Below are 23,105 nucleotides of genomic sequence, written 5' to 3'. Positions count from 1 at the left end.
TCGGGGGCGCCTGCCGCCCGGAAACCGTGAATTGCCTGGCCGTCAGCGCAAGCGCCTTGCGGCGTCATCATCGGCCGAGGCCGACTGTTGTGCTGCATCACCGGTAAGCTTGACTTTCAGATTCTCGGTCATGAACTGCGTGCCGGCAGCGACGACCACATCGCCCGGCTTCAGCCCGTCGGCGACACTGACGCCGTCAGGCGTGAAGGCGGCGACCTTGACCGGATGCGCATGAACGGTACCGCCACTGCGGTCGACGGTCCAGACGATCGATTGGCTGTCCTTTTGTGCCAATGCGCTCAGCGGGATCGACACCAGCTGCTGCCGGTTGCCCGCCGCGGCTTCGATGGAGGCCGTCATGCCAAGCAGCACGTTCGGATCGTTGGGCAGGCTGACGCGAACGGCAAAGGTGCGCGACTGCGGATCGGCGCTGCCGGCGACTTCGCGGACCTTGCCTTCGAGCGTCAGCGCCTCATCGGACCAGAAACCCGCCTTGACGGTCTTGCCCGGCTTGAACTCGGCGATATCGGTTTCGGGAACAGCGATCAGGACTTCCTTCTCGCCGTCGATGGCAACGGTCACCACCGGCGTGCCTGAGCCGACCACCTGGCCGACATCGGCGGCAACGGCGGTGACGATGCCATTCTTGTCCGCCTTGAGATCGGTATAGCGGACCTGGTTCTGTGCCTGGGCAAGCTGCGAGCGGGCGGAGTCGCGCGTGGCGACCGCCTGATTGTAACTGAGCGTCGCCTGCTCGAGCTGCGACTTCGGTGCGAAATTCTTGGCGTAGAGCTGTTCGGCGCGCTTGCGCGTAAGCTCGACTGTCTCGACCTGACGGTCGGCGGCATCGAGGCTGGCCTGGGCGCTTCTCACCGAAAGCTCGTAGTCGGTGGGATCGATGCGGGCGAGAACGTCGCCGGGCTTGACGCGGTCACCGATGTCGACAAGGCGCTCGGTGATCTTGCCGTTGATGCGAAAGCCGAGATTCATCTCGGTGCGGGCGCGCACCGATCCGGAATAGGAGAGCTGACGGGTATCGCTCGCCTTGGCGATCTCGACCACCTTGACCGGGCGGATGATCTCCTTGACCTCGGCTTTCTCCTGCGAGCAGCCGGCGAGGCCGAGAGCGGCAACGACAATCAGTGCCAGGCCGGCGGCCGGTAGCCTGTAGGTGATGGACTTGGACAAAGACACTTTTCGTACTCCCGAACTGTGGGGATGAATTGCCGACATCACCGCCCGACGGGCGGCAACGGTCATTTCTTCAAGGCTCTGATGGCAAACTCGGTAAGCTCGTCCGGCGTCGCCCGGTTCTTCTTGGCGAGGCATTGGGCCATCATCTGCGGATGACAGAGGCTGATAATAGCAGCGCCGAAACACCTGGACGCGATCACCGGATCCTGATCGACGAACTCGCCGGTGGCGATGCCCTCGCGGATCACTTCCGCGACCAATTCGTGGATGCTGTCGATGTGCTTTTCGATGACATGCCAATCGCGTTCGATGGCGACGATGACCATCTCGTGCACTTTCTCCTGGTCGATCATGGTCTCGAGCGTCCACTGATAGTGCGTATGCACATAGCGGCGGAGCTTCTCGCTGGCGGTGCCGGGACCATGGCAGGCTTCGTAGGTCAACCGGTAGCAGGTGGCGAGCATACGGCCGCAAACCGCCTGGTGAATTTCCACCTTGGAGGCGAAGAAGCGATAGATGTTGGCGGTCGACATGCCAAGTTCGCGCGCTATGTCGGCGACGTTGGTCTTGCCGTAGCCGTAGTGGCGGAACAATCGCTCCGCGCAATCCAGGATGCGCGTGACATTTTCCTGGCGGGCGGAATCGGCGGTGGTGTCTAAGGTTTCAAGCATCTCGTTGGCCAAAATTTACGACTGACGAATTTAGAATTTCGTCACTCGTAAATTGAAAACCATCACCTGTCAAGACATGATTTCGGCCAGCTGACGCCGCTGATGACAGATGGTGACATCTCTGGACGGAGTTGGCCCATGAAGCGCATGTGGTTCCCGCCGGGCGCGCCTGCAACACCGCGCGTCTTTTTGAACGCACAGGATTTTGAAATGATGCCTCCCGAAATCGGTTCCGTTTTCGGGTCAGGCGCTAAGGCTGCTTCGCCATCTCCCGCAGCCGGAACTTCTGGATCTTGCCCGTCGAAGTCTTAGGGATTTCTGCAAAGATCACCGCTTTCGGCACCTTGAAGCGGGCGAGCAGCGCGCGGCAGTGCTCAATGATTTCGGCCTCGGTCGCCGCCTTGCCCGGCTTCAACTCGACATAGGCGACCGGCACCTCGCCCCATTTGTCGTCGGATCGGGCGACAACGCCGCAAGAAGCGACGGCAGGATGCTTGTAGAGTGCCTCCTCGACCTCGATCGAGGAGATGTTTTCGCCGCCGGAGATGATGATGTCCTTGGAACGGTCCTTGAGCTGGACGTAGCCATCCGGGTGCATGACGCCGAGGTCGCCCGAATGGAACCAGCCGCCGGCAAAGGCCTCATCGCTCGCCTTGCGGTTCCTGAGATAGCCCTTCATGACGATATTGCCGCGGAACATCACCTCGCCGATCGTCTCGCCGTCGGCCGGCGTCTCTTGCATCGTCTGCGGGTCCATCACCGTCAGGCCTTCGAGCGCGGCATAGCGTACGCCTTGCCTGGCCTTCTTTGCCACCCTCGCCCCTTTCTCCAGCCGGTCCCAATCGCCATGCCATTCGTTGACGACGGCCGGGCCATAGGTTTCGGTCAGGCCGTAGAGATGGGTGACGGCAAAGCCCGCATCGGCCATGCCCGACAGCACCGCCTCGGGCGGCGGCGCCGCGGCGGTGTTGAAGGTGACGGTCTGCGGGAACTGCCGCTTGTCCTCGTCCCTGGCGTTGATCAGCACCGACATGACTATGGGTGCACCGCAGAGATGGGTGACGCCGTGATCAGCGATGGCGTCGTAGATCGGCTTCGGCCGCACCCAGCGCAGGCAGACATGGGTGCCAGCCTGCACGGCAAGCGTCCAGGGAAAGCACCAGCCGTTGCAGTGGAACATCGGCAACGTCCAGAGGTAGACCGGGTGCTTGCCCATGCCGGCATGGATGGTGTTGGCATAGGCCATCAGTGCCGCGCCGCGGTGGTGGCAGACGACGCCCTTCGGATTGCCTGTCGTGCCGGAGGTGTAGTTGAGCGATATGGCGTCCCATTCGTCGTCCGGCATCGACCAGGCGAAATCCTCGTCGCCGCCGGCGACAAACGCCTCGTAGTCGAGCGTGCCGATCCGCAGGCCCTTGGCATAGGGCGCGTCGGCGGCGTAATCGGGATCGTCGTAGTCGATCACCAGCGGCTTGACCTTGGCCAGCGTCAGCGCTTGTCGAACCACGCCGGCGAATTCGCGGTCGACGATCAGCACCTTGGTTTCGGCATGCTCGAGCTGGAAGGCAATGACCGCGGCGTCGAGGCGGGTGTTGAGCGAATGCAGCACCGCCTTGGTCATCGGCACGCCGAAATGCGCTTCCAGCATCGGCGGCGTGTTGGACAGCATGACGGTAACGGTGTCGCCCCTGCCGATGCCGCGCTTCGCCAGCGCCGAGGCAAGCCTCAGCGAGCGCTTCCAGAAATCGCGATAGGTCGTGCGCTGGCGGCCATGGATGATGGCGGTCTGGTCGGGAAAGGTTTTTGCCGCCCGTTCAAAATAGGTCAGCGGCGTCAGCGGCTGGTGGTTGGCCGGGTTCCGGTCGAGGTCCTGTTCATAGGGATTGCCCATCCCGTCCTCCGCAATGTGTTCGTCGAGAACTTTAGCTACCGGCTTCCGGCCCGTCACCACCAACGATGCCATCATAGACCGCGCTTGGCACAAGAATGGTCTAGATTCGGCGAGCGCAAGGGCATCTATGCCTTCCTCCCAATTTGACTTTTGTCGAGAGCCGTGACTAATGTCAGCGAGGAGATGGTATGGCGATCCGACCGGCAGAACAGCTTATCCACAAGGCCGCCTGGCTTTACTATGCACACGGCCTGCGCCAGGACCAGGTGGCCAGCCAACTCAAGATTTCCCGTGCCTCGGTGGCCATGTATCTGCGCAAGGCGCGCGAGACCGGCATCGTCAACATCTCCACCTCGACCCAGCTTTTCACCGACGACGTGCTGGCACGCAAGCTGGAAGACGCGCTTAAGCTCGACGCGGTCTGGATCGCGCCGGAAAACGGCTATGTCGCCGATCCGTCGACCGACATCGCGGTGCTGGCGGCAAGCGTCTTTCTTGAGTTGGTCAGGAAGGGCGACCGTATCGGCGTCGCCTGGGGGCGGACCATCTACACGATCGCCGACATCATGTCCTATGCCGACCTGCAGGACGTGACGGTGGTGCAGCTCTGCGGCAATCTGGGAGCACCCTATTCGTACCGGCCGGACCAATGCACCATGGAAATCGCGCGCCGGCTCAATGCCAAGGGGCTGAATTTTTACGCGCCGCTGGTGCTGACGACGGAAGAACTGGCACGCGGCCTGCGCGCCGAACCGGTGATCCGCGAGCAGTTGTCGGGTATCGGTGACTGCGACCTGGCGCTATACTCGGTTGGCTCGGTGGATACCGACAGCCATCTGGTCAAATGCGGCGCGCTGACGCCAAGCGAAATGGCTGCATTGCGCAAGGCGGGTGCAGCCGGCGTCATTGCCGGGCAGATCATCGATACCGAAGGCCAGGCGCTCGACTGCAGCTACAACCGCCGGCTGATTTCGGCAGAGCTGTCATCGCTGCGCCAGATCGAAAAGCGCCTTGTGGTGGTGCAGGAAGAGAGCAAGTTCGAACCGCTCGTCGCGGCGATCGCCGGCGGGCTCTGCACCCATCTCGTCGTCGGCGCGCGCATGGCGCGACGGCTGCTCGACCATGCCGGAGCAGTAGCAGAAAAGGTCGCCTGATACCTAGTTTCAGTCGCCGACGCATTGTCATCAGGGCGTCGCGGCATTCCTGTTCACAACAAAAGAGAAATCGGACGAAGCTGACATGAAGAACCTGTGGAATGACGGCGACGCGGAGAAGCTGGTCGCCGACTATGCAAAGAAGGGTGTGGCCCGCGACCTGGCGCTGCGCGTCTATACGACCAGGCTGCTGGGCGGCGAGCCGCGGCTCGTCCTGCATGGCGGCGGCAACACCTCGTGCAAGACCAAGGCCACCGATCTTGTCGGCGACGAATGGGACGTGCTCTGCGTCAAGGGCAGCGGCTGGGACATGGGCGTCATCGAGCCGCAGGGCCTGCCGGCGGTCAAGCTCGGCGCGCTGTTGAAGGCGCGGTCGCTCAAGAAGCTCTCCGACGAGGACATGGTCGCGCTGCAGCGGGCGAACCTGATCGATCCGTCCTCGCCCAACCCTTCGGTCGAGACGCTGCTGCACGCCTTCCTGCCGCACAAATTCGTTGACCACACGCATTCGACCGCAATCCTGGCCATCGTCGACCAGGAGGACAGCGAGGCGCTGAGCAGAAAAGTGTTCGGCGAGAAAATGGGGTTCGTGCCTTACATCATGCCGGGCTTCGATCTGGCGAAGGCTGCCGCCGATGTTTTCGACGCCGACCCGACGGTCGAAGGCCTGATCCTCGACAAGCACGGCATTTTCACCTTCGGCGACGATGCCAGGCAGGCCTATGACCGGATGATCCATTATGTGAACGTCGCCGAGGATTTCATCGCCAGCCACGGCAAGCCGCGCACCGAAAAAGCGGCCTTGCCGGCCAGATTGGCCAAGCCCGCGGACATTGCGCCGATGCTGCGCGGCGCGGTGGCGGTGGCACGCGGCGAAGGCCGCTTCGACCGCATGGTCAGCGATTTCCGCACCTCGGATGCGATCGTCGATTTCATCAATTCGGCTAGAATTGCCGACTATGCCGGACGCGGCGTGTCGACGCCCGACCTGTCGATCCGCATCAAGACCGGACCGATGGCACTGCCGGCGCCCGACGCGGACAATGTCGGCGACTACAAATCCGTCATCCGCCAGCATGTCGAAAAATTCGCCAAGGACTATCGCGCCTATTTCGAAACCAACGATGCGCTCGACGACGTGAAGCGCACCATGCTCGACACGATGCCACGGCTGACGCTGGTGCCCGGCCTCGGCATGTTCGGCCACGGCCGCACGCTCAAGGACGCGAAGATCGCCTCCGACGTCGGCGAAATGTGGATCGAGGCGGTACGCGGCGCCGAAGCCGTCGGCGATTTCCGCCCGCTCTCCAAAGCCGATCTGTTCCCGCTCGAATACTGGTCGCTGGAACAGGCCAAACTCGCCGCCAACAAGCCGAAGCCGCTGACCGGCCAGGTGGTACTGGTCACCGGCGGCGCCGGCGCGATCGGTGCTGCCACGGCAAAGCTATTCGCCGACAACGGTGCCCATGCGGTGGTCGTCGATGTCGACGGGTCAAGAGCTGCCGAGGCCGCCAAAAAAGCCGGTAACGGTTCGATCGGCATTGGCGCCGACATCACCGATCCGGAGCAGATGCGCGCTGCGTTCGACAAAGCCGTCGCCGTCTTCGGCGGCCTCGACATTCTCGTCTCCAATGCGGGCGCAGCCTGGGAGGGCCGGATCGGCGAGCTCGACGACGCCACTTTGCGCAAAAGTTTCGAACTCAATTTCTTCGCCCACCAGTCGGCGGCGCAGAATGCCGTGCGCATCATGCTCGAACAGGGCACCGGCGGCGTGCTGTTGTTCAATACCTCCAAGCAGGCGATCAATCCGGGACCGAAGTTCGGCGCTTACGGCATCCCGAAGGCGGCAACGCTGTTCATGTCCAGGCAATATGCGCTCGACTACGGCGCGCAAGGCATCCGCTCCAATGCCGTCAACGCCGACCGCATCCGTTCGGGGCTGTTGACCGACGCCATGATCGCCAGCCGCTCGGGCGCGCGCGGCGTATCGGAGAAGGAGTACATGTCCGGCAACCTGCTCGGGCAGGAAGTGACGGCCGAAGACGTCGCCCAGGCCTTTCTGCATCAAGCGCTGGCCGATCGGACCACAGCCGATGTGACGACGGTCGACGGCGGCAACATCGCGGCGGCGCTGCGGTAGGCGGAACCGGCCGAGACAGGCACGCAACTCGGAATTTTGCGACACGGCCATGGAAGGCATTCTCGAACTGCTACTACAGCAGGCCTCGGATGCCTTCCCAAGCCTTTCTGCCCAGCTTTGAATCGGCCTCGTCATTGCCTCCATGTGCGTGCAATGTCGAGCGTGGTGTGCTCTCGCCTGGCAACAGAATGCGGTGTCCCGCATCCGGCGACGAAATGAGATGAGTGACCTTACCTGCTTCGCCGCGCCGCCTAATAATATCTCGGGCGAACGATAGGGAAGGCCACAGCGCATCGTTGCCACCGGCGACAAGCAGAAGCTCGGCCGATATGGTCTCAACGGGGATGGTCGCCGCATTCGCTTCGCTCTTGAAGGTTTTCAAACAGCATTCGAAAAGCCCCCTGTAAGATACCAGGCCATCCACATACTCTCGTGTCCAATCTGGATCTGCCGGCACAAACGGCAGCGCGATACCGTTGAGCGACCATGAGGATCGTTCAGGCCAACTGGCACCATCCCGGCCCGCACCGATATTCCCCCAAACTACCGATGACGGGCTGATCGCGACCACCGCGTTGATTCGCTGGTCATGGACCGCGGCAAGCAATGAGGCCTCGGCACCTTTGGATGTGCCGACATAAACGATGCGACGGCACCCTGTTTCAATGAGATAGTCTGTTGCTGCAAAGAACGTTTCCAGGGGAATTTCACATATTCCCGGAATCTGGCCCTCGCCGCCAAACCACTGCAACGCCAAGGCCGACGTACCGGCATCTGTAAAAAGCCGCGCGCGCCCGACATCAACACGACCACTCGATCCACCCAACACCACAACGCCCGTGGTGGCCTGCGAGCGTCGAAAAAATGTTCCAGCGACGGCGCCGGCAAGACTTTCCTCTACTACCGCCCGCACCTCCATGTACCCGCTGAATCCTGATTTCAATCGGCATGCAAAACCGGAGACTGCGACAATTGAAATTCGGCAGCCCGGCGCCAGACATCTTCGACAAAAAAGCCACCTGCAGCAAGCTGCTGCAGGCGGCTATTGTTTTGCTCGTGTCGAAAGTTACTTCGCGTTCGGGTTCGGCATCCAGGCCGGCATGGCGACATCGGCATGGGCGAATTGCGGCAGCTTGGCCGAGAGGTCCTCCATGTTCTTGATCTCCTTGTCGAGCAGGTCCTTCTGGGTGATCAGCGTCGGTGGCACAATGACGTTATGGCCGGGGTCTTCGCCGGCCAAGAGCTGCGCCAGCGCACGCACGGAGACCTGACCGACGACGGCCGGGTTGGTGGCGGCGGTTGCCGCCCAGGCGCTGTCGGGCTCGCGCATCGCGGCGATGTCGGAGGTCGATATGTCGGCCGAATAGATCTTGATATCCTTGTTCAGCCCGGCCTCGTCGACGGCGATCTTTACACCCTTGGCGAATTCGTCATAGGGCGCGAACATCACCTTGATGTCGGGATGAGCCGACAACACCGAGCGAGCCTGGTTGGCAACCGAATTGGCGATCGGATTGTCGAGCGTGCCGAACATGGCGGCTTCGTTGATGCCCGAATATTTCTTCTTGAATTCGACCCAGGTCTCGTTGCGGCGATCGAGCGGGGCGATGCCGGCGACATAGACATAGCCGGCCTTCCAGCTCTCGCCATTGTCTTTGACCGCCTGTTCGAGCGCCAGGCGCGCGAGGTCGCGGTCGGACTGTTCGATCTGCGGGATCTTGGGGTTTTCGACATTGACGTCGAAGGCGACGACCTTGATGCCGGCATCGACGGCACGCTGGGCGGCGTCCTTCATCGATTCCGTCAATCCGTGCTGGATGATGATGCCCTGGACGCCGAGCGCGATGGCCTGGTCGACCATGTCCGCCTGAAGCGCCGCGTCCTGACGGCTGTCGAGCACGCGCAGGTCGACGCCGAGCGCCTTGGCCTGCGCCTCAACGCCGGAGAGATAGGCCTGGAAGAAGTCGCCGGTCGAGAGATAGCGGACCAGCGCGATCTTGACGGCACCCGGCTTGTCGAACGGCGCCGGCCTGTCCTGCGCAATTGCCGGCAACTGCATCAGCAATGTTGCGCCGGCAAGCCCGAGCGCTGCTTTCCCCAAAAGTCTTCTTGTGATGTTCACGTCGTTTCCTCCACTTGTTGAACCCAAAATGTGACCCGGTCGAACCCTATCTCCTGCCCCTGCCGGACAGGGCGAAGGTGAAGACAAGGGCGACCACGAGAACCACGCCCTTGACGAAATCCTGCGTGTAGTAAGGCGCGTTCATCATCGTCAGGCCCTGCAGCAGCACGCCGACAAACACCGCGCCGACGGCCGTGCCGAAGGCGTTCGGTTTGGCGGCGCCGAGAACCGCGTAACCGATGAGTGCCGCAGCCACCGCGTCGAGCAACAGATTATTACCCGAGGCGATGTCGCCGCGTCCAAGCCGGGCGGCAAGCAAAATGCCGCCGATCGAGGCAAAAACCCCAGAAATAACGTAGGCCCAGATTTTGTATGCCTTGACAGGCGCGCCGGCGAGTTCGGCAGCGCGCTCGTTGCTGCCGACGGCGTACATCATGCGGCCGAAACGGGTGTATTCGAGAAAGAACCAGATCAGCACCGCCAGCACGAGCAGGACGACGACCGACACCGGAATGAGGTTCGGGATGAAGAAATCGAAGCGATGGCGGCCAAGCGCCAGGAACGCGGCGCCGAAGCTGCCGTTGGCGACCGAGCCGTCGGGCATGGTCATGCCGGTGGCGATCGAACGGCCCTCGGTAGGGATGCGCTGCAGGCCGACGAGCAGGAACATCATGCCGAGCGTCGCCAAAAGGTCCGGCACCCGCATATAGACGATCAGCCAGCCATTGATGAGGCCGACAACGGCGCCGATCACAAGACAGGCGACGACCGCCACGACGGCATTCTGCTCCAGCACCACCATGACGTAGGCAGCCGCCATCATGGCGCTGGTGGCGACCGAGCCGATCGACAAGTCGAAGCCGCCGACGACCAGCGTGGCGGTGACGCCGAGCGCCAGAACCCCGGTGATGGCGACCGACTGGAAGATGAAGACGGCGCTTTGCGGCGACACGAAGCCATCGGCGGCAATGGCGAAATAGGCGATCAGACCGAACAACAGGACGATGAAGCCATACCGGATGGCACGGTCGCGCAGGATCATTCAGCGCTCCCGCACGCTGGCACTGTCTTTACCCAACCTGAACTCATGCCCTCTCCATTCCAATTCTCATCGTCTTCCTGCCGTCAGGCTGCGCTGTGCAACGGCCCGCCCGCCACTTCGGCCAGCAGCCGCTCGAGATCGACATCGGTGTTGCGGTGCTCGCCGACGATCGTCTGCTCCGACATCACCAGAATGCGATCGGCCGTCTCCAGGGCTTCGTCGAGTTCGGTGACGAACAGCAGCGTCGCGCGGCCGCTGGCGCTGGCCCGCAGCTTGGCGGCGATATCGCGCCTGGCCGAAATGTCGACGCCCTGAAATGGCTCGTCGAGGATGAAAAGCCTTGCGGTCTGCGATATCCAGCGGGCGACCATCACCTTCTGCTGATTGCCGCCGGAAAGCGACGACATCTCGTCCTTCTCCGAGCGGCAGACGATGCCCAACTCCTGGATCTGCTGGCGGGCAATGGCGCGTTCGATGCGGCGCTTGAGGACGCCGAGACGCGACATTCGCCTGTGGAACGGCAGGCTGATATTTTCCTGGATGTTGAAGTCGCCGACGATGCCGTTTTCGCCCCGGTCCTTGGCGACGAGAAACACGCCGGCGGCAATCGCTTCGCCCGTCGACGCCGGAGCATAGGGTTTCCCGTTCAGCACCATGGTCCCGGACAGCGGCTGGCGCAAGCCGAACAGCGTCTCGGCGAGCGCGGTCTTGCCGACGCCGACGAGGCCGGTGATGGCGACGACCTCGCCGTCGCCGAGCGTCAGCGAAATCGGCCTGGCGCCTTCGGCAATCCGCAAGCCGTCGGCAATAAAAATTGATTTGGCCGAATTCCTGGCGACGATCCGCTCGAGTTGGATCTTGCGGCCGAGCATGGCGTTGACCGCACCTTCATAGTCCAGCGGCTTCCTGTCGAAGATACCTGAGATGACCCCGTCGCGCATCGAAATGATGCGGTCGGCAAGCCGTCTGATGTCAGACATACGGTGCGAAATATAGAGAATGGCCACGCCTTGCTGGCGAAGCCGGTCGAGCAATGCGAACAGCCGGTCGGCTTCGGCACTGGACAGCGAGGAGGTCGGCTCGTCGAGGATCAGCACTTTCGGCCGGTGCGCCATGGCGCGGGCGATCGCCACCATCTGACGATCGGCCAGCGAGAGCTCACTGATGCGGGCCTTGAGGTCGATGGCCAGCCCCATGCGGTCGGCAACCGCCTTGGCCTCACGGCGCACCCGGCCTGGATTGAACAGCGTCGGCACGCCGCTGCCGCTCAGCCTGTCGAGCGTGAGGTTGGTTGCGACGTCGAGGTCGGCGACGACGCCGTCATTGATGTTCTGGTGGACGGTGACGACGCCGGCGCAGATCGCCTCGGCCGGCGTTTTCGGCGCAAAGTCCTGACCGACAAGCGACATCGAGCCGCCGCCATGGTCGTAGACGCCGCTGATGATCTTGACGAGGGTGGATTTGCCGGCGCCGTTGGCACCCATCAGCACGGTGACTTCGCCGGCATGCAATTCGAGCGAGACGCCGCCAAGCACCTCGATATGGCCAAAGGATTTCCTCAGGCCGTCGACGCGGAACACGGCATCATTGCCCATTCGTTCCTCCCTGACCGTGACGCTATGGGCTATATCGGCAATTGTCAACACGATTGACAATTGCTAGCGGGCTTCCTAGCTTGGCCCGACCGCCATGGCTCCGCTATCATCGGAGCACATAAGCGGGAGGTGAGGATGACTGGGAAATCGCCGTTCGAAGCACTGTCGGTCGAGACACTGGCGGGCCGTCTCCGTGCCAACGGGGCTCTGTGTTCGCAGATCGGCAAGGATACGAGCCGCTGGAAGGTCCGTGAAGTCGGCGACGGCAATCTGAACCTGGTGTTCATTGTCGAGGGTGCTGAGGGTGCGGCCGTGGTCAAGCAGGCCCTGCCCTACGTCCGGCTGGTCGGCGACAGCTGGCCACTGCCGTTGAAGCGCTCCTTCTTCGAATATCATGCGCTGACGCGGCAACAGGCGCGGGCGCCGGATTCCGTGCCTGATATCTATTACTTCGACGAAGGCCAGGCGCTGATCATCATGGAATATCTGTCGCCGCACATTATCCTGCGGCGGGCGCTGATCGAGGGCCGGCAACTGCCTAACATCGCGAAAGACATCGGCCTGTTCATGGCCCGCACGCTGTTTCGCGGCTCCGACCTCAGCATGGCGACCAAGGACCGCAAGGCCGATCTGGCGCTGTTCGCCGACAATGTCGAACTCTGTGACATCACCGAGAACCTGGTTTTCTCGGACCCGTATTTCGATGCTAAGATGAACCGGCACACCAGCCCGCAGCTCGATGGCATTGTCGCCGAACTGCGCGCCGACCGCGACCTCAAGGTCGAGGCGCAGCGGATGAAGCACCTCTTCGCCGCCAATGCCGAGACGCTGCTGCATGGCGACCTGCATTCCGGCTCGATCATGGTCACCGACACCGAAACACGGATGATCGACCCCGAATTCGCCTTCTACGGCCCGATCGCCTTCGATGTTGGCATGCTGCTCGCCAATTTCTGGATGGCGTTCTTCTCGCAGCGCGGCCATGAGCAGAATGGCAAGCGCGACGCCATGCGCGCCTATCTGCTCGACGTCACGGTCGATACATGGTCGGCATTCCGCGCCGAGTTCTCGCATCTGTGGCGAACCGAGCGTGACGGCATGCTCTACCAGAAGAGCCTGTTCGAGGATCAGGGCGACAGGCTTGGCGCCGAGCAGGCGCTCGACCACATGCTGCATTCGATCTGGACCGATCTGCTCGGCTTTGCCGGCGTCGAGGTTCACCGGCGAATTCTCGGACTTGCCCACAATGCCGATTTCGAGACCATTGCCGATCAGGATCTGCGCGCCAGATGTGAGGCAAAGGCGCTGAAATTCGGCCGTCACCTCGCCGTCAACCGGCGCCAGATCCACAGCATCGACGAGGTCAACCAATTGGCCGCGCTGATCGAACGGGAGAGCAGGATTTGAACGTCGGTGACCGCCACTACCGCACGATCTGGCCGAGTGACGACGGGCGTTCGGTGGAGATCATTGACCAGCGCTGGCTGCCGCATGATTTCCGCATCGAAAAGATCGATACCGTCGCCGGCATCGCCACGGCAATCCGCGACATGTGGGTGCGCGGGGCGCCGCTGATCGGCGTCACTGCCGCCTATGGCGTCGCCATACAGATGGCCGACGATCCGTCGGATGCGGCGCTCGACGCCGTCTGGGCAACCCTGCACGAAACGCGCCCGACGGCGATCAATTTGCGGTGGGCGCTGAATGAAATGCAGCGCTTCCTGCTGGCGCTTCCCCTGGCAGAACGTGCCGCAGCCGCCTATCGGCGTGCCGGCGAGATCGCCGACGAGGATGTCGGCCTCAACCGCGCCATCGGCGCCCATGGGCTCGAAATCATCAAGACGATCGCGGCGCGCAAGCAGCCGGGCGAACCGGTCAATATCCTGACCCACTGCAACGCCGGCTGGCTGGCCACCGTCGACTACGGCACCGCCACCGCGCCGATCTATCTGGCGACGGAAGCCGGCATTCCAGTCCACGTCTATGTCGACGAAACGCGACCGCGCAACCAGGGCGCCCAATTGACCGCCTGGGAGATGGCCGGCCACGGCGTGCCGCACACGCTGATCGTCGACAATGCCGGCGGCCATCTGATGCAGCGCGGCCAGGTCGACATGGTCGTCGTCGGCACCGACAGGACCACCGCCGACGGCGATGTCTGCAACAAGATCGGTACCTATCTCAAGGCACTGGCCGCCGCGGACAACGACGTGCCGTTCTATGTCGCGCTGCCGTCGCCGACGATCGACTGGACGGTGGGGGACGGGTTGGCCGAAATCCCGATCGAGCAGCGTTCGCCCGACGAGGTCTCGCTGGTCTGGGGCAAGACCGCTTCCGGCGAGATTGCCCAGGTCCGCGTGTCGCCGGAAGCCACGCCGGCGGCCAACCCTGCCTTCGACGTGACGCCGGCGCGGCTGGTCACCGGCTTGATCACCGAACGCGGCGTCGCCACGGCCTCGCGCGAAGGCCTGAAGGCGATGTTTCCCGAGCGCGGATGATCCGCTTTGGAGTGCCAGGAGGAGCCCTGGATTTTGCCTGATCTCACGATTTCTTGAACACGGCGCGGTTAAAAACGTCCGTTGCCTGTCCCAGATGGACGGTCGTATGCGTAGCGGCGGGGCGGCGCAACGCTCAAGCCGGGGCTGACCACGGCTCGGCGAGTGAACCAGCGGGATGCCGCGATGTCATTCAGACCGCTGCTTGGTGACGGACGGGTTCGGAGCCAGGAGGAAAAGTCGGAGCCCCTGCAAACCGCGTCATGGGTCAGCTCCTCGATCGTTTTCGACAACCGGCGGTGGGCGTGCCGGGAGGCGGAGCTCCGCTGGACAGCCCCTCATCATCTGATCGTGCTGACCGAAGAAGGCGGCACGTCCCATACGTCTATCCGGCACGAGGCAAGATCCCTCTACGACGGAATGGATCGTCCCGGAGCCCTCACCTTCGTCCCGGCAGGCGCGGAGCGACAGGGCTTCTATCGCGATGTAAACCTCTCCTATTCAGCCCTGTGGATCGATCCCGATATCGGGCTTCCCGGATGCGAACGCCTGAGGAACCTGCCGATACTGGTAAACAAGAAGGACGCGGTCGTCGCCACGCTGCTGAGTTCGCTTCGCGACGAGATGGCCCTCGGTCACAAGCCGGACACTGCCTATGTCGAGCATCTGGTGGCCCTCGTCAGCCTCCGCGTGGCCAACCTGAGCCGCGAGCAACAGCCGCTCGTACGTCACGGCTGTCTCAGCCGCCGAGCACTTGGTCGAGTTCGGGATTATATCGATGCACGTATGAATTCCGACATTTCGCTAAGCGAGCTTGCAGCTGTCGCCGACTTGGCCGTCGACAGTTTTGCGCGGCGCTTCAAGGCGACGACCGGTCTTGCCCCCTATGCCTATGTAATCGAGGAACGGGTGCGGCGAGCGGAGGCACTGTTGCGCGAAACGGGTTTGTCGATCAGTACCATTGCCTTTCGGCTCGGCTTTTCAAGCCAGAGCCACTTCACCACGACGTTCCGGCGTCTCAGGGGCATGACGCCTCGTGCCTATCGGGTGAATTCTTCTCCAGAATCCTGATAGTGCCGCCGGTTTCTTGAAAGAAAGCCGCTGCGTGCGCCCCCACCTCCAGTGTCGATGACCGAACCCGAGGGTCCGCTGTCGGGTCAAATTGCCGTCTGCGTCCTTCATTGCGACTGGGAGATCTTGCATGGCCAAAACAGACAACAGGAGGGGGCCAACGCGTCGAACCGTGTTGGAGGGCGGGGTGGCGACCGGGGTGCTCCTGGCTACCGGGATACCGGTCGGCGCCGAGCCGGCCGACACCGTCACGGCGACGGCATCTGGCACGCCGGTACCGACGATGCCGATATCGTTGCGGATCAACGCGAAGGACCTTGCCGTCGAACTCGACCCGCGGACGACGCTGCTCGATGCCCTGCGCAACCATCTCGGCCTCACCGGCTCGAAGAAGGGCTGCGATCACGGCCAGTGTGGCGCATGCACGGTGCTTGTCGATGGACGCCGGATCAATTCCTGCCTGACGCTTGCCGCAATGCATGATGGCGACGAGATCACCACGGTCGAGGGCCTTGCCGAGGGTGACCGGCTGCATCCGGTGCAGGCCGCCTTCGTCGCCCGCGACGGTTTCCAGTGCGGCTACTGTACGCCAGGCCAGATCTGCTCGGCGGTCGGTATGCTGGGCGAAGCCAAGGCCGGCTGGCCGAGCCATGCGAGCGCCGACGTGGCAGCGGCTTCCGTCGCTCTCAGCGATGCCGAGATCCGCGAGCGGATGAGCGGCAACATCTGCCGTTGTGCCGCTTATCCGAACATCGTCGCTGCAATCCGCGACGCGGCAGAGGAGGCATGAGCAATGCAGTCCTTCACTTATGAACGTGCAACGAGTGCCCAGCAGGCGGCCGCCGCGGTCGCGGCCCGGCCGGACGCCAAGTTCATCAGCGGCGGCACCAACCTGCTCGACCTGATGAAGCTCGATATCGAGCGCCCAGCGCATCTCGTCGACATCAGCCGGCTGCCGCTTGATCGGATCGAGGAGACGGCAGAAGGCGGGCTTCGGGTCGGCGCCCAGGTCCGCAACAGCGATCTTGCCGCCGACCCGCGGGTGAGGTCCCGCTATCCGATGCTCACACAAGCGCTGCTGGCGGGAGCGTCCGGCCAGATACGCAACAAGGCCTCGACCAGCGGCAATCTCCTGCAACGCACGCGCTGCCCCTACTTCTACGACCGCAACATGCCCTGCGACAAGCGCCAGCCGGGTTCGGGCTGCGCGGCGCTTCAAGGCTTCAACCGCATGCACGCTGTACTGGGCGCGAGCGAAGCCTGCATCGCGGTCCATCCTTCGGACATGGCGGTCGCCATGTCCGGGCTCGACGCCAGGATCGAGACCGTTTCGCCCGGCGGCGAGACCCGCACGATCCCGATCGGCAATTTCCATCGATTGCCCGAGACGATGCCCCATGTGGAGACCGTGCTCGGCCACGGCGAAATGGTCGTCGCGGTTACCCTGCCGCCGCCACCACCCGGCCGGCAGCTTTACCGCAAAGTGCGCGACCGAGCTTCCTACGCCTTCGCGCTGGTGTCGGTGGCAGCAATCGTCGAAAAAAGCGGCGATCGTATCCGAAGCGCTCGGATCGCCATGGGCGGCGTGGCAGCGAAACCCTGGCGCGCGACGGAGGCGGAGCGCGGGCTGGCAGGCGCAGCGGCGTCCGACGATACCTTTACCGACGCTGCCGAAGCCGCGCTCGCCGGAGCCGTTGGGCATGGCGCCAATGACTTCAAGATCCCGCTGGCGAAACGAACGGTGCGGCACACACTCGCTGCTGCCGTCGAGAGTGCGTGAGGCGACACGATGACAGAGACGACGACCCCGAACAGCGGTTCCCAGATGCAGGCGACGAGCAGGAGATCGATATGAAACTCACGCGACGCGCCGTTACCGCCGCGGGTGGCGGCCTTTTTGTTTCTGCCGCCGCAGCTTGGGGCGCCACATCCGACCCGGGAGCTCGTCACGTGCTCGAGGCCGCCGTCGACGCCTTCTTTGCCGGCTGGGCCTCCGGCGACTGGACGGCATTCCTTGATTGTTGCGATGAGACGATGACCTTCCAATTCCCTGTCGGCGAGCAACGAGGCCGACACGGACCGCCAGACGGCAAGCCGGCACTCGCAGCCTGGACCGCCGCGCATCAAGCGCAAGGAAACAGGATCACGAAATCGACCGTCGATCTCAAGCTCTTCGCCGCCGACTGGGTCATCGTCTGCGATCGCGGGAGCGGGACAATCAGCGGCGCGCCCTACACTGGCCTGCATGCGATCTTCATGCGCGCCGGCCCGACAGGGAAGCTGGTCGAGTTTCGCGAGTATTTCGGCGAGATCGCCGCGTGAGCTCCGGCCGCTGCGCGACGAACATGAAGGTGCGAGGAAAGAGGCGTCGTCGCGGCCTCGATGCTTCCGAACTCCAAATGAAAATCTTTAGGTGACTTATGAACGAGACCATACCCGGACTGCCCGGCTCCGCCACCCATTCAAGAGTGAAACCGCGTCCCGGTGCTGGCATCATCGGGAGGCCGATCGACCGCATCGACGGTCCGCTCAAAGTGACGGGCGGCGCCACATACGCTTACGAGAATGAGCTGGATGGTACAGCCTATGGCTACATTCTCGGCGCCGCCGTCGCCAAGGGCCGCATCGCCGAGATCGACACGACCGAAGCCGAACGGGCGCCGGCAGTGCTGCTCGTCATGACGCACCGCAATGCGCCGGCCCAGCCGGATTTCGGCCCGGCGGTCACGCCGACGGTGCCGGAGGTCTTCACCCGCGCCCGGCCCGCGCTCAACAGCGATCGGGTGCGGTATTGCGACGAGCCGGTCGCGCTGGTCGTTGCGGAGACATTCGAGGCGGCACGCGCTGCTGCGGGCCTCATCAGAGTGCGCTACGACGAGGAGCCGGGCCTCTACGATCTACCGGGACATATCGCCGACTCCTACGCGCCAAAGCGGACCAATGCCGGCTTCGAGACCGACAGCGTGGTCGGCGACTTCGAGCGCGCCTTTGCGACGGCGCCGATCAAGATCGATGCCACTTACCGGACCCCCTTCGAACATCACAATCCGATGGAGCCGCATGCGACGCTCGCCGCCTGGTCAGGCAACGAGCTGACGATCCGTACATCGGCGCAGACCCTCGCGAACTTCCGGGCCGGCGTCGCCAGCACGCTTCGCATCCCGCTCGAGCGGGTGCGCATCGTGAGCCCTTTCACCGGCGGGGGCTTCGGCTCCAAGCTGATTGCCCATGCCGATACGATCCTGGCCGCACTTGCAGCGCAGGTCCTGCAGCGCCCCGTGAAGATCGCGCTGACGCGGCAACAGATGTTCGCCAATGCCGGTCACCGTGCAGAGATGATCCAACAGGTACGTCTCGGCGCGGATACCGATGGGCGGCTCACCGGGATCGCGCACGATGTCTGGTCCGCGACGTCCAGCTTCGAGGAGTACTGCGAACAAACGGCAGTTTTTGCGCGCTCGCTCTATGCGGCGCCGAACCGTCTCACCCGCCATCGCCTGGTTCCGCTGGACATCAACCGCGGCGAATGGATGCGCTCGCCCGGCGAAGCGCCCGGCATGCTGGCTTTCGAATGCGCCATGGATGAACTCGCCGAGCAGGTCGGCCTGGACCCGATCGAACTCAGGATCCGCAACGAACCGGCTCAGGATCCCGAGCGCGGAGTGCCGTTCTCCACCCGCAATCTCGTCGCCTGCATGGAGGAAGGCGCCCGCCGTTTCGGTTGGAAGCGGAGAAACCCGACACCGGGCCGAACCCGGGAGGGCCGGAAGCTCATCGGCTACGGCATGGCGGCGGCGATCCGTCCGAACTACATCGGCGCGGCGACGGCGCGAGTTGCGATCGACCGGGACGGTCGGGTGACGGCGCGGCTCGACATGACCGATATTGGGACCGGCACCTATACGATCCTGACCCAGATTGCCGCCGAGAGCCTCGGCGTGCCGATCTCGTCTGTCAAGGTGGAGCTCGGCGACAGCCGTTTCCCGCGTACCGCCGGCTCCGGCGGGTCCTGGGGCGCAGCAAGCGCGGGTTCGGCCCTGTATAATGCGTGCAACGCCCTCAAGGAACGGATCCTGGACGCGGCGCAGTCGAGCGAGGCCTCGCCGTTGCGCGGCGCGAACACCACCGAGGCAAGATTTGCCGACAGCGAAGTCAGGATCGGCCAGCGGTCGGCGAGCCTGGCCGATCTCATCCGAGGGATCGCTCCCGACGGGTTCGAGGCCGAAGGCTCCGTAGCCGCAGGCGCCACCACCCAGTCATACAAGACTTATTCGCAGCATTCGTACGGAGCGCATTTCGCCGAGGTCGCTGTCGATTGCGATACCGGTGAAATCCGCATGCGCCGGATGCTGGCAGTGATCGGCGCGGGCCGTATCCTCAACGCCAAGACCGCGCGTTCGCAAATCATCGGCGGCATGACCTGGGGGATCGGTGCGGCGCTGATGGAGCAGACGGTGCTCGACCCGCGCTACGGCCACTTCGTCAATCACGATCTTGCCGAGTATCATGTGCCGGTCAATGGCGACGTCCCCGAGATGGAAGTCGTCTTCCTCGAGGAAGACGACGACAAGGCCAATCCGCTTGGCGCGAAGGGCCTCGGCGAGCTCGGCGTCTGCGGTGCGGGGGCTGCTGTCGCCAACGCCGTCTACAACGCGACCGGAGTGCGTGTGCGTGAATTTCCCATCACCTTGGACAAGGTGCTGCCTGCCTTGCCCGTGATCGCCATTTGATGCTGCAACTTATCAGCGCCTCCCTCGCCCTCAAGGGTGACCAAGTCGGACCGGATGGCCATTTCTGCGCCATCGGCGACGACGTTGGTGGTTGACAGCGCTATCCGGTCCTTCCATACAAACGCCGTCAATGTTCTCAGGGCGGGGTGAAAGTCCCCACCGGCGGTAAGGGTCTCGGCCCAAGCCCGCGAGCGCTTTCCGGTTAGCCGGAGGGGTCAGCAGATCCGGTGAGATTCCGGAGCCGACGGTCACAGTCCGGATGGAAGAGAACGAATGGAAGACGGTCCGCTTTCGCGGTTCGGACTCCGTATCGTGCGTCCTGATTCTGGTTGGAAACGGAAGGATGGACCCATGAATCAGCATTCCCAGAACGACTATGAAACGATCCGCGTTGCCGTCATTCGGGCGCGCTGGCACGCCGATATCGTCGACCAATGCGTTGAAGCATTCGAGGCGGAACTGGCGGTTGTCGGGGAGAAACGCTTTGCCGTCGATGTCTTCGATGTGCCGGGCGCCTTTGAGATTCCCCTGCATGCAAAGATGCTTGCCGAGACCGGCCGCTATGCCGCTATCCTCGGCGCCGCGTTCGTCGTCAATGGCGGCATCTACCGGCATGAGTTCGTGGCGAGTGCGGTCATCGACGGCATGATGAACGTGCAATTGTCGACTGGCGTGCCGGTGCTTTCGGCGGTGCTGACGCCGCACAACTACCATGACAGCGCTGACCATCACCGCTTCTTCTTCGAGCATTTCAGGGTCAAGGGCAAAGAGGCGGCCGGTGCCTGCGTGCAACTGCTGGCGACACGCGAACGCATCGCGGCGTGAAATCTCCGTCGCCGGGTGGAAATCCCGGTAAGGCGCTGTAGTATCTCACGAAAACTAGGGAGGATGCCGGTGCAGACCAAGAAGATCATCAATGACGGCAACCGCTCCGTCGACGAGATGCTGGAGGGCATTCTGGCCGCGCATCCGCGCCATCTCCGAAGTGCGGACGGCAGCCCCCGCTCCATCATCGCCCGCGACGGGCCGCGCCCAGGCAAGGTCGGCCTTGTCATCGGCGGCGGCTCGGGCCACGAGCCGACCTTCCTTGGCTTCGTCGGCAAGGGGCTTGCCGACGCGGCCGCGATCGGCAACGTTTTTGCCTCGCCGCCGCCGGACCCGATCCTCGAATGCGCCAAAGCGGCCAGCGGCGGTGCCGGTGTGCTGTTCATGTACGGCAACTATGCCGGCGACGTGATGAATTTCGACATGGCCGCCGAAATGGCGGCGATGGACGATATCGAGGTGCGCACCGTGCTGACCACCGACGATGTCGCCTCGGCGCCACGCGACCAGAGGCAGAAGCGGCGCGGCGTCGCCGGCAATTTCTTCATCTTCAAGGCTGTCGGTGCCGCATGCGACCGGATGCTGACATTCGATGAATGCGAGCGTATCGCCAGGAAGGCCAACGATCAGACCTTCACTATGGGCGTGGCGCTTTCGCCCTGTTCGCTGCCGCAGACCCGCCGGCCGAATTTCGAAATCGGACCGGACGAGATGGAGATCGGCATGGGCATCCATGGCGAGCCGGGCATCGCACGCGGAAAACTAAAGACGGCCGACGAGATCACCGACGAGATGCTGGACAAGATCCTCGACGAAATGGCGCCGACGCGCAGCGACAAGGTCGCCGTGCTGGTCAATTCGCTCGGTTCGACGCCGCTGATGGAGCTCTACATCATGAACCGGCGGGTCAAGCAGAGGCTCGACGACATCGGCGTTTCCGTCCACGCGACCTGGGTCGGCAATTATTGCACCTCGCTCGAAATGGCCGGCGCCTCAGTGACGCTGATGCATCTCGACGGCGAATTGCAGGAGATGCTCGACCATCCCTGCGACTGCGCCATGTTCCGCGCCGGCTGAGAAAGCATCATGACCTCGATCGACTCAGCCGGCTTGAAAAGAATGTTCGATGAGATCGCGGCGGCGATCGACGCCGACAAGGACAGGCTCTGCCAACTCGACGGCGTCATCGGCGACGCCGACCACGGCATCGCCATGGCGCTTGGCTTCGGCGCGGTACGCGAGGCGCTGGCGCAACTCGACCTCGCGGCGACCGGACCGACGGCGCTGCTCAATACCGCGGCAAAGTCGTTCCTCAACGCCGTCGGCGCGTCGTCAGGCCCACTCTATGCGACCGCCTTCATGCGCGCTGCCGCCGCCGTCAAAGGCAAGGCAATTCTGGAGGATGCTGACATCATCGCCATGCTCCGGGCGATGGCGCAAGGCATCCAGGATCGCGGCAAGGCCGAGCTCGGCGAAAAGACCATGGTCGACGCCTGGCTGCCGGCAGCACAGGCAGCGGGCGCCGCGCAGGAAGCCGGCAAGACCCTGTTGGAGAGCTTGGAAACTGCACTCGCCGCAGCCGAACGGGGCGCCGAGGCAACCAAGGATATGATCGCCGCGAAGGGCCGCTCCTCGCGGCTCGGCGAACGATCGCTCGGGCATATGGATCCCGGCGCTGCCTCGGCCGTCACGATCATCAAAGCGATACGGTACAGTCTGGCTTAACGGACCTTCGCTGCATCGAGCCTGTCGATCGCCTGGACATTGCCGGCCGACGGTCCCATCTCATCGAATTCCGAGGCAAGCCATGCATCGACGATCGACTTGGCCAATTCCGGGCCGATGACGCGCGCGCCCATGGTGATGATCTGGGCGTTGTTGGATTTTGCAGCGCGCTCGGCCGAATAGGTGTCGTGGGTGAGTGCGGCGCGAATGCCGGGAACCTTGTTGGCGGAAATGGATACGCCGATGCCGGTGCCGCAAAACAGGATGCCGCGATCGTTCTCGCCGTCCAGGATGGTCTGGGCGAGCTTCTGTGACAGGTCGGCGTAGAAGCCCGTCTGGCTGAGATCGCTGACCGTGAGGCCGGGCTTGGTGGCGAGGTGAGCGGCGATGACATCGAGCAGCGGTTTGCCGGCGCTGTCGGCTCCAATGGCTATTTTCATGTTCGGTTTC

General features: G+C 63.3%; 20 protein-coding genes and 1 riboswitch. Of the genes, 12 read left to right on the top strand and 8 right to left on the bottom strand.

Features of this window, described 5'->3' with window-relative positions; genetic code table 11:
• Nucleotides 1-42: 42 nt before the first annotated feature.
• From NKH37_RS17980 to NKH37_RS17970, 3 genes are all read right to left on the bottom strand, one after another.
• Nucleotides 43-1,194 carry an efflux RND transporter periplasmic adaptor subunit gene (locus tag NKH37_RS17980; protein ID WP_023716753.1) on the bottom strand — a complete coding sequence of 384 codons (1,152 nt, stop codon included), beginning with the start codon at nucleotides 1,192-1,194 and terminating at the stop codon, nucleotides 43-45.
• A gap of 62 nt (nucleotides 1,195-1,256) precedes the next feature.
• Entirely contained in the window at nucleotides 1,257-1,865 is a 609-nt protein-coding gene (locus NKH37_RS17975) for a TetR/AcrR family transcriptional regulator (RefSeq protein ID WP_023716752.1), read from the bottom strand.
• 250 nt (nucleotides 1,866-2,115) lie between these two features.
• A complete protein-coding gene (locus NKH37_RS17970) occupies nucleotides 2,116-3,756 on the bottom strand; it encodes an acyl-CoA synthetase (RefSeq protein ID WP_352493974.1) in 1,641 nt (546 codons plus the stop codon).
• Between the two features lie 188 nt (nucleotides 3,757-3,944).
• Between NKH37_RS17970 and NKH37_RS17965 the strand changes: the two genes are divergently transcribed.
• Both NKH37_RS17965 and NKH37_RS17960 read left to right on the top strand, forming a co-directional pair.
• Nucleotides 3,945-4,910 (top strand): sugar-binding transcriptional regulator, encoded by a 966-nt coding sequence (locus NKH37_RS17965; protein ID WP_352482687.1) that lies wholly within the window; start codon nucleotides 3,945-3,947, stop codon nucleotides 4,908-4,910.
• Nucleotides 4,911-4,995: 85 nt separating this feature from the next.
• On the top strand, nucleotides 4,996-7,050 hold the full coding sequence (locus NKH37_RS17960) for a bifunctional aldolase/short-chain dehydrogenase (RefSeq protein WP_352482688.1): 2,055 nt from the start codon (nucleotides 4,996-4,998) through the stop codon (nucleotides 7,048-7,050).
• A 73-nt stretch (nucleotides 7,051-7,123) separates the two neighbouring features.
• On the opposite strand, the gene NKH37_RS17955 is transcribed toward NKH37_RS17960, so the two are convergent.
• The 4 genes from NKH37_RS17955 to NKH37_RS17940 all read right to left on the bottom strand — a co-directional run bounded on the left by NKH37_RS17955 (nucleotide 7,124) and on the right by NKH37_RS17940 (nucleotide 11,809).
• The gene (locus NKH37_RS17955) at nucleotides 7,124-7,969 is read right to left on the bottom strand and encodes an acyl-CoA thioester hydrolase/BAAT C-terminal domain-containing protein (protein WP_352482690.1); all 846 of its coding nucleotides are present in this window, start codon (nucleotides 7,967-7,969) and stop codon (nucleotides 7,124-7,126) included.
• 147 nt (nucleotides 7,970-8,116) lie between these two features.
• Entirely contained in the window at nucleotides 8,117-9,172 is a 1,056-nt protein-coding gene (locus NKH37_RS17950) for a substrate-binding domain-containing protein (RefSeq protein ID WP_352482691.1), read from the bottom strand.
• 46 nt (nucleotides 9,173-9,218) lie between these two features.
• Entirely contained in the window at nucleotides 9,219-10,214 is a 996-nt protein-coding gene (locus tag NKH37_RS17945) for an ABC transporter permease (RefSeq protein WP_023716746.1), read from the bottom strand.
• 83 nt (nucleotides 10,215-10,297) lie between these two features.
• Nucleotides 10,298-11,809 (bottom strand): sugar ABC transporter ATP-binding protein, encoded by a 1,512-nt coding sequence (locus NKH37_RS17940; RefSeq protein WP_352482693.1) that lies wholly within the window; start codon nucleotides 11,807-11,809, stop codon nucleotides 10,298-10,300.
• A 135-nt stretch (nucleotides 11,810-11,944) separates the two neighbouring features.
• Between NKH37_RS17940 and mtnK the strand changes: the two genes are divergently transcribed.
• The 10 genes from mtnK (at nucleotide 11,945) to dhaL (ending at nucleotide 22,655) form a co-directional block, all read left to right on the top strand.
• Nucleotides 11,945-13,216 (top strand): S-methyl-5-thioribose kinase, encoded by a 1,272-nt coding sequence (gene mtnK, locus NKH37_RS17935; protein ID WP_352482694.1) that lies wholly within the window; start codon nucleotides 11,945-11,947, stop codon nucleotides 13,214-13,216.
• Nucleotides 13,213-14,307 carry an S-methyl-5-thioribose-1-phosphate isomerase gene (mtnA, locus tag NKH37_RS17930; protein ID WP_352482696.1) on the top strand — a complete coding sequence of 365 codons (1,095 nt, stop codon included), beginning with the start codon at nucleotides 13,213-13,215 and terminating at the stop codon, nucleotides 14,305-14,307. Before mtnK ends, mtnA begins: the two co-directional genes overlap by 4 nt.
• A gap of 348 nt (nucleotides 14,308-14,655) precedes the next feature.
• The gene (locus NKH37_RS17925) at nucleotides 14,656-15,375 is read left to right on the top strand and encodes a helix-turn-helix domain-containing protein (RefSeq protein ID WP_502905993.1); all 720 of its coding nucleotides are present in this window, start codon (nucleotides 14,656-14,658) and stop codon (nucleotides 15,373-15,375) included.
• 130 nt (nucleotides 15,376-15,505) lie between these two features.
• Nucleotides 15,506-16,165: a 2Fe-2S iron-sulfur cluster-binding protein gene (locus tag NKH37_RS17920; protein WP_023716741.1), complete on the top strand. Its 660-nt coding sequence runs from the start codon at nucleotides 15,506-15,508 to the stop codon at nucleotides 16,163-16,165.
• A gap of 3 nt (nucleotides 16,166-16,168) precedes the next feature.
• Nucleotides 16,169-17,155: an FAD binding domain-containing protein gene (locus NKH37_RS17915; protein ID WP_023716740.1), complete on the top strand. Its 987-nt coding sequence runs from the start codon at nucleotides 16,169-16,171 to the stop codon at nucleotides 17,153-17,155.
• Nucleotides 17,156-17,226: 71 nt separating this feature from the next.
• Entirely contained in the window at nucleotides 17,227-17,697 is a 471-nt protein-coding gene (locus NKH37_RS17910) for a nuclear transport factor 2 family protein (RefSeq protein ID WP_352482698.1), read from the top strand.
• 98 nt (nucleotides 17,698-17,795) lie between these two features.
• Nucleotides 17,796-20,105, top strand: coding sequence for a xanthine dehydrogenase family protein molybdopterin-binding subunit (locus NKH37_RS17905; protein ID WP_352845862.1), 2,310 nt, complete (start codon nucleotides 17,796-17,798; stop codon nucleotides 20,103-20,105).
• 128 nt (nucleotides 20,106-20,233) lie between these two features.
• A riboswitch (FMN riboswitch) is annotated at nucleotides 20,234-20,380 on the top strand.
• A gap of 76 nt (nucleotides 20,381-20,456) precedes the next feature.
• A complete protein-coding gene (locus tag NKH37_RS17900) occupies nucleotides 20,457-20,930 on the top strand; it encodes a 6,7-dimethyl-8-ribityllumazine synthase (protein WP_352482699.1) in 474 nt (157 codons plus the stop codon).
• Between the two features lie 63 nt (nucleotides 20,931-20,993).
• Entirely contained in the window at nucleotides 20,994-22,007 is a 1,014-nt protein-coding gene (locus NKH37_RS17895; RefSeq protein ID WP_352845860.1) for a dihydroxyacetone kinase subunit DhaK, read from the top strand.
• 9 nt (nucleotides 22,008-22,016) lie between these two features.
• A complete protein-coding gene (gene dhaL, locus NKH37_RS17890) occupies nucleotides 22,017-22,655 on the top strand; it encodes a dihydroxyacetone kinase subunit DhaL (RefSeq protein ID WP_352845859.1) in 639 nt (212 codons plus the stop codon).
• Here the strand turns inward: dhaL and derI are convergent.
• Nucleotides 22,652-23,095 carry a D-erythrulose-4-phosphate isomerase gene (derI, locus tag NKH37_RS17885; RefSeq protein WP_352482706.1) on the bottom strand — a complete coding sequence of 148 codons (444 nt, stop codon included), beginning with the start codon at nucleotides 23,093-23,095 and terminating at the stop codon, nucleotides 22,652-22,654. The genes dhaL and derI overlap by 4 nt on opposite strands.
• Between the last annotated feature and the right edge of the window lie 10 nt (nucleotides 23,096-23,105).

The organism is Mesorhizobium sp. M1217 (assembly GCF_040318275.1).
GTDB lineage: Bacteria > Pseudomonadota > Alphaproteobacteria > Rhizobiales > Rhizobiaceae > Mesorhizobium.
This window is presented reverse-complemented; position numbering and strand designations above follow the sequence as displayed.

Bases quoted from the DNA above. Each gene is read 5' to 3' on its own strand.
- NKH37_RS17975 (WP_023716752.1), bottom strand. From the start codon at position 1,865: ATGCTTGAAACCTTAGACACCACCGCCGATTCCGCCCGCCAGGAAAAT.
- NKH37_RS17970 (WP_352493974.1), bottom strand. From the start codon at position 3,756: ATGGGCAATCCCTATGAACAGGACCTCGACCGGAACCCGGCCAACCAC.
- NKH37_RS17965 (WP_352482687.1), top strand. From the start codon at position 3,945: ATGGCGATCCGACCGGCAGAACAGCTTATCCACAAGGCCGCCTGGCTT.
- NKH37_RS17960 (WP_352482688.1), top strand. From the start codon at position 4,996: ATGAAGAACCTGTGGAATGACGGCGACGCGGAGAAGCTGGTCGCCGAC.
- NKH37_RS17955 (WP_352482690.1), bottom strand. From the start codon at position 7,969: ATGGAGGTGCGGGCGGTAGTAGAGGAAAGTCTTGCCGGCGCCGTCGCT.
- NKH37_RS17945 (WP_023716746.1), bottom strand. From the start codon at position 10,214: ATGATCCTGCGCGACCGTGCCATCCGGTATGGCTTCATCGTCCTGTTG.
- NKH37_RS17940 (WP_352482693.1), bottom strand. From the start codon at position 11,809: ATGGGCAATGATGCCGTGTTCCGCGTCGACGGCCTGAGGAAATCCTTT.
- mtnK (WP_352482694.1), top strand. From the start codon at position 11,945: ATGACTGGGAAATCGCCGTTCGAAGCACTGTCGGTCGAGACACTGGCG.
- NKH37_RS17920 (WP_023716741.1), top strand. From the start codon at position 15,506: ATGGCCAAAACAGACAACAGGAGGGGGCCAACGCGTCGAACCGTGTTG.
- NKH37_RS17915 (WP_023716740.1), top strand. From the start codon at position 16,169: ATGCAGTCCTTCACTTATGAACGTGCAACGAGTGCCCAGCAGGCGGCC.
- NKH37_RS17910 (WP_352482698.1), top strand. From the start codon at position 17,227: ATGAAACTCACGCGACGCGCCGTTACCGCCGCGGGTGGCGGCCTTTTT.
- NKH37_RS17905 (WP_352845862.1), top strand. From the start codon at position 17,796: ATGAACGAGACCATACCCGGACTGCCCGGCTCCGCCACCCATTCAAGA.
- NKH37_RS17900 (WP_352482699.1), top strand. From the start codon at position 20,457: ATGAATCAGCATTCCCAGAACGACTATGAAACGATCCGCGTTGCCGTC.
- NKH37_RS17895 (WP_352845860.1), top strand. From the start codon at position 20,994: ATGCCGGTGCAGACCAAGAAGATCATCAATGACGGCAACCGCTCCGTC.
- dhaL (WP_352845859.1), top strand. From the start codon at position 22,017: ATGACCTCGATCGACTCAGCCGGCTTGAAAAGAATGTTCGATGAGATC.
- derI (WP_352482706.1), bottom strand. From the start codon at position 23,095: ATGAAAATAGCCATTGGAGCCGACAGCGCCGGCAAACCGCTGCTCGAT.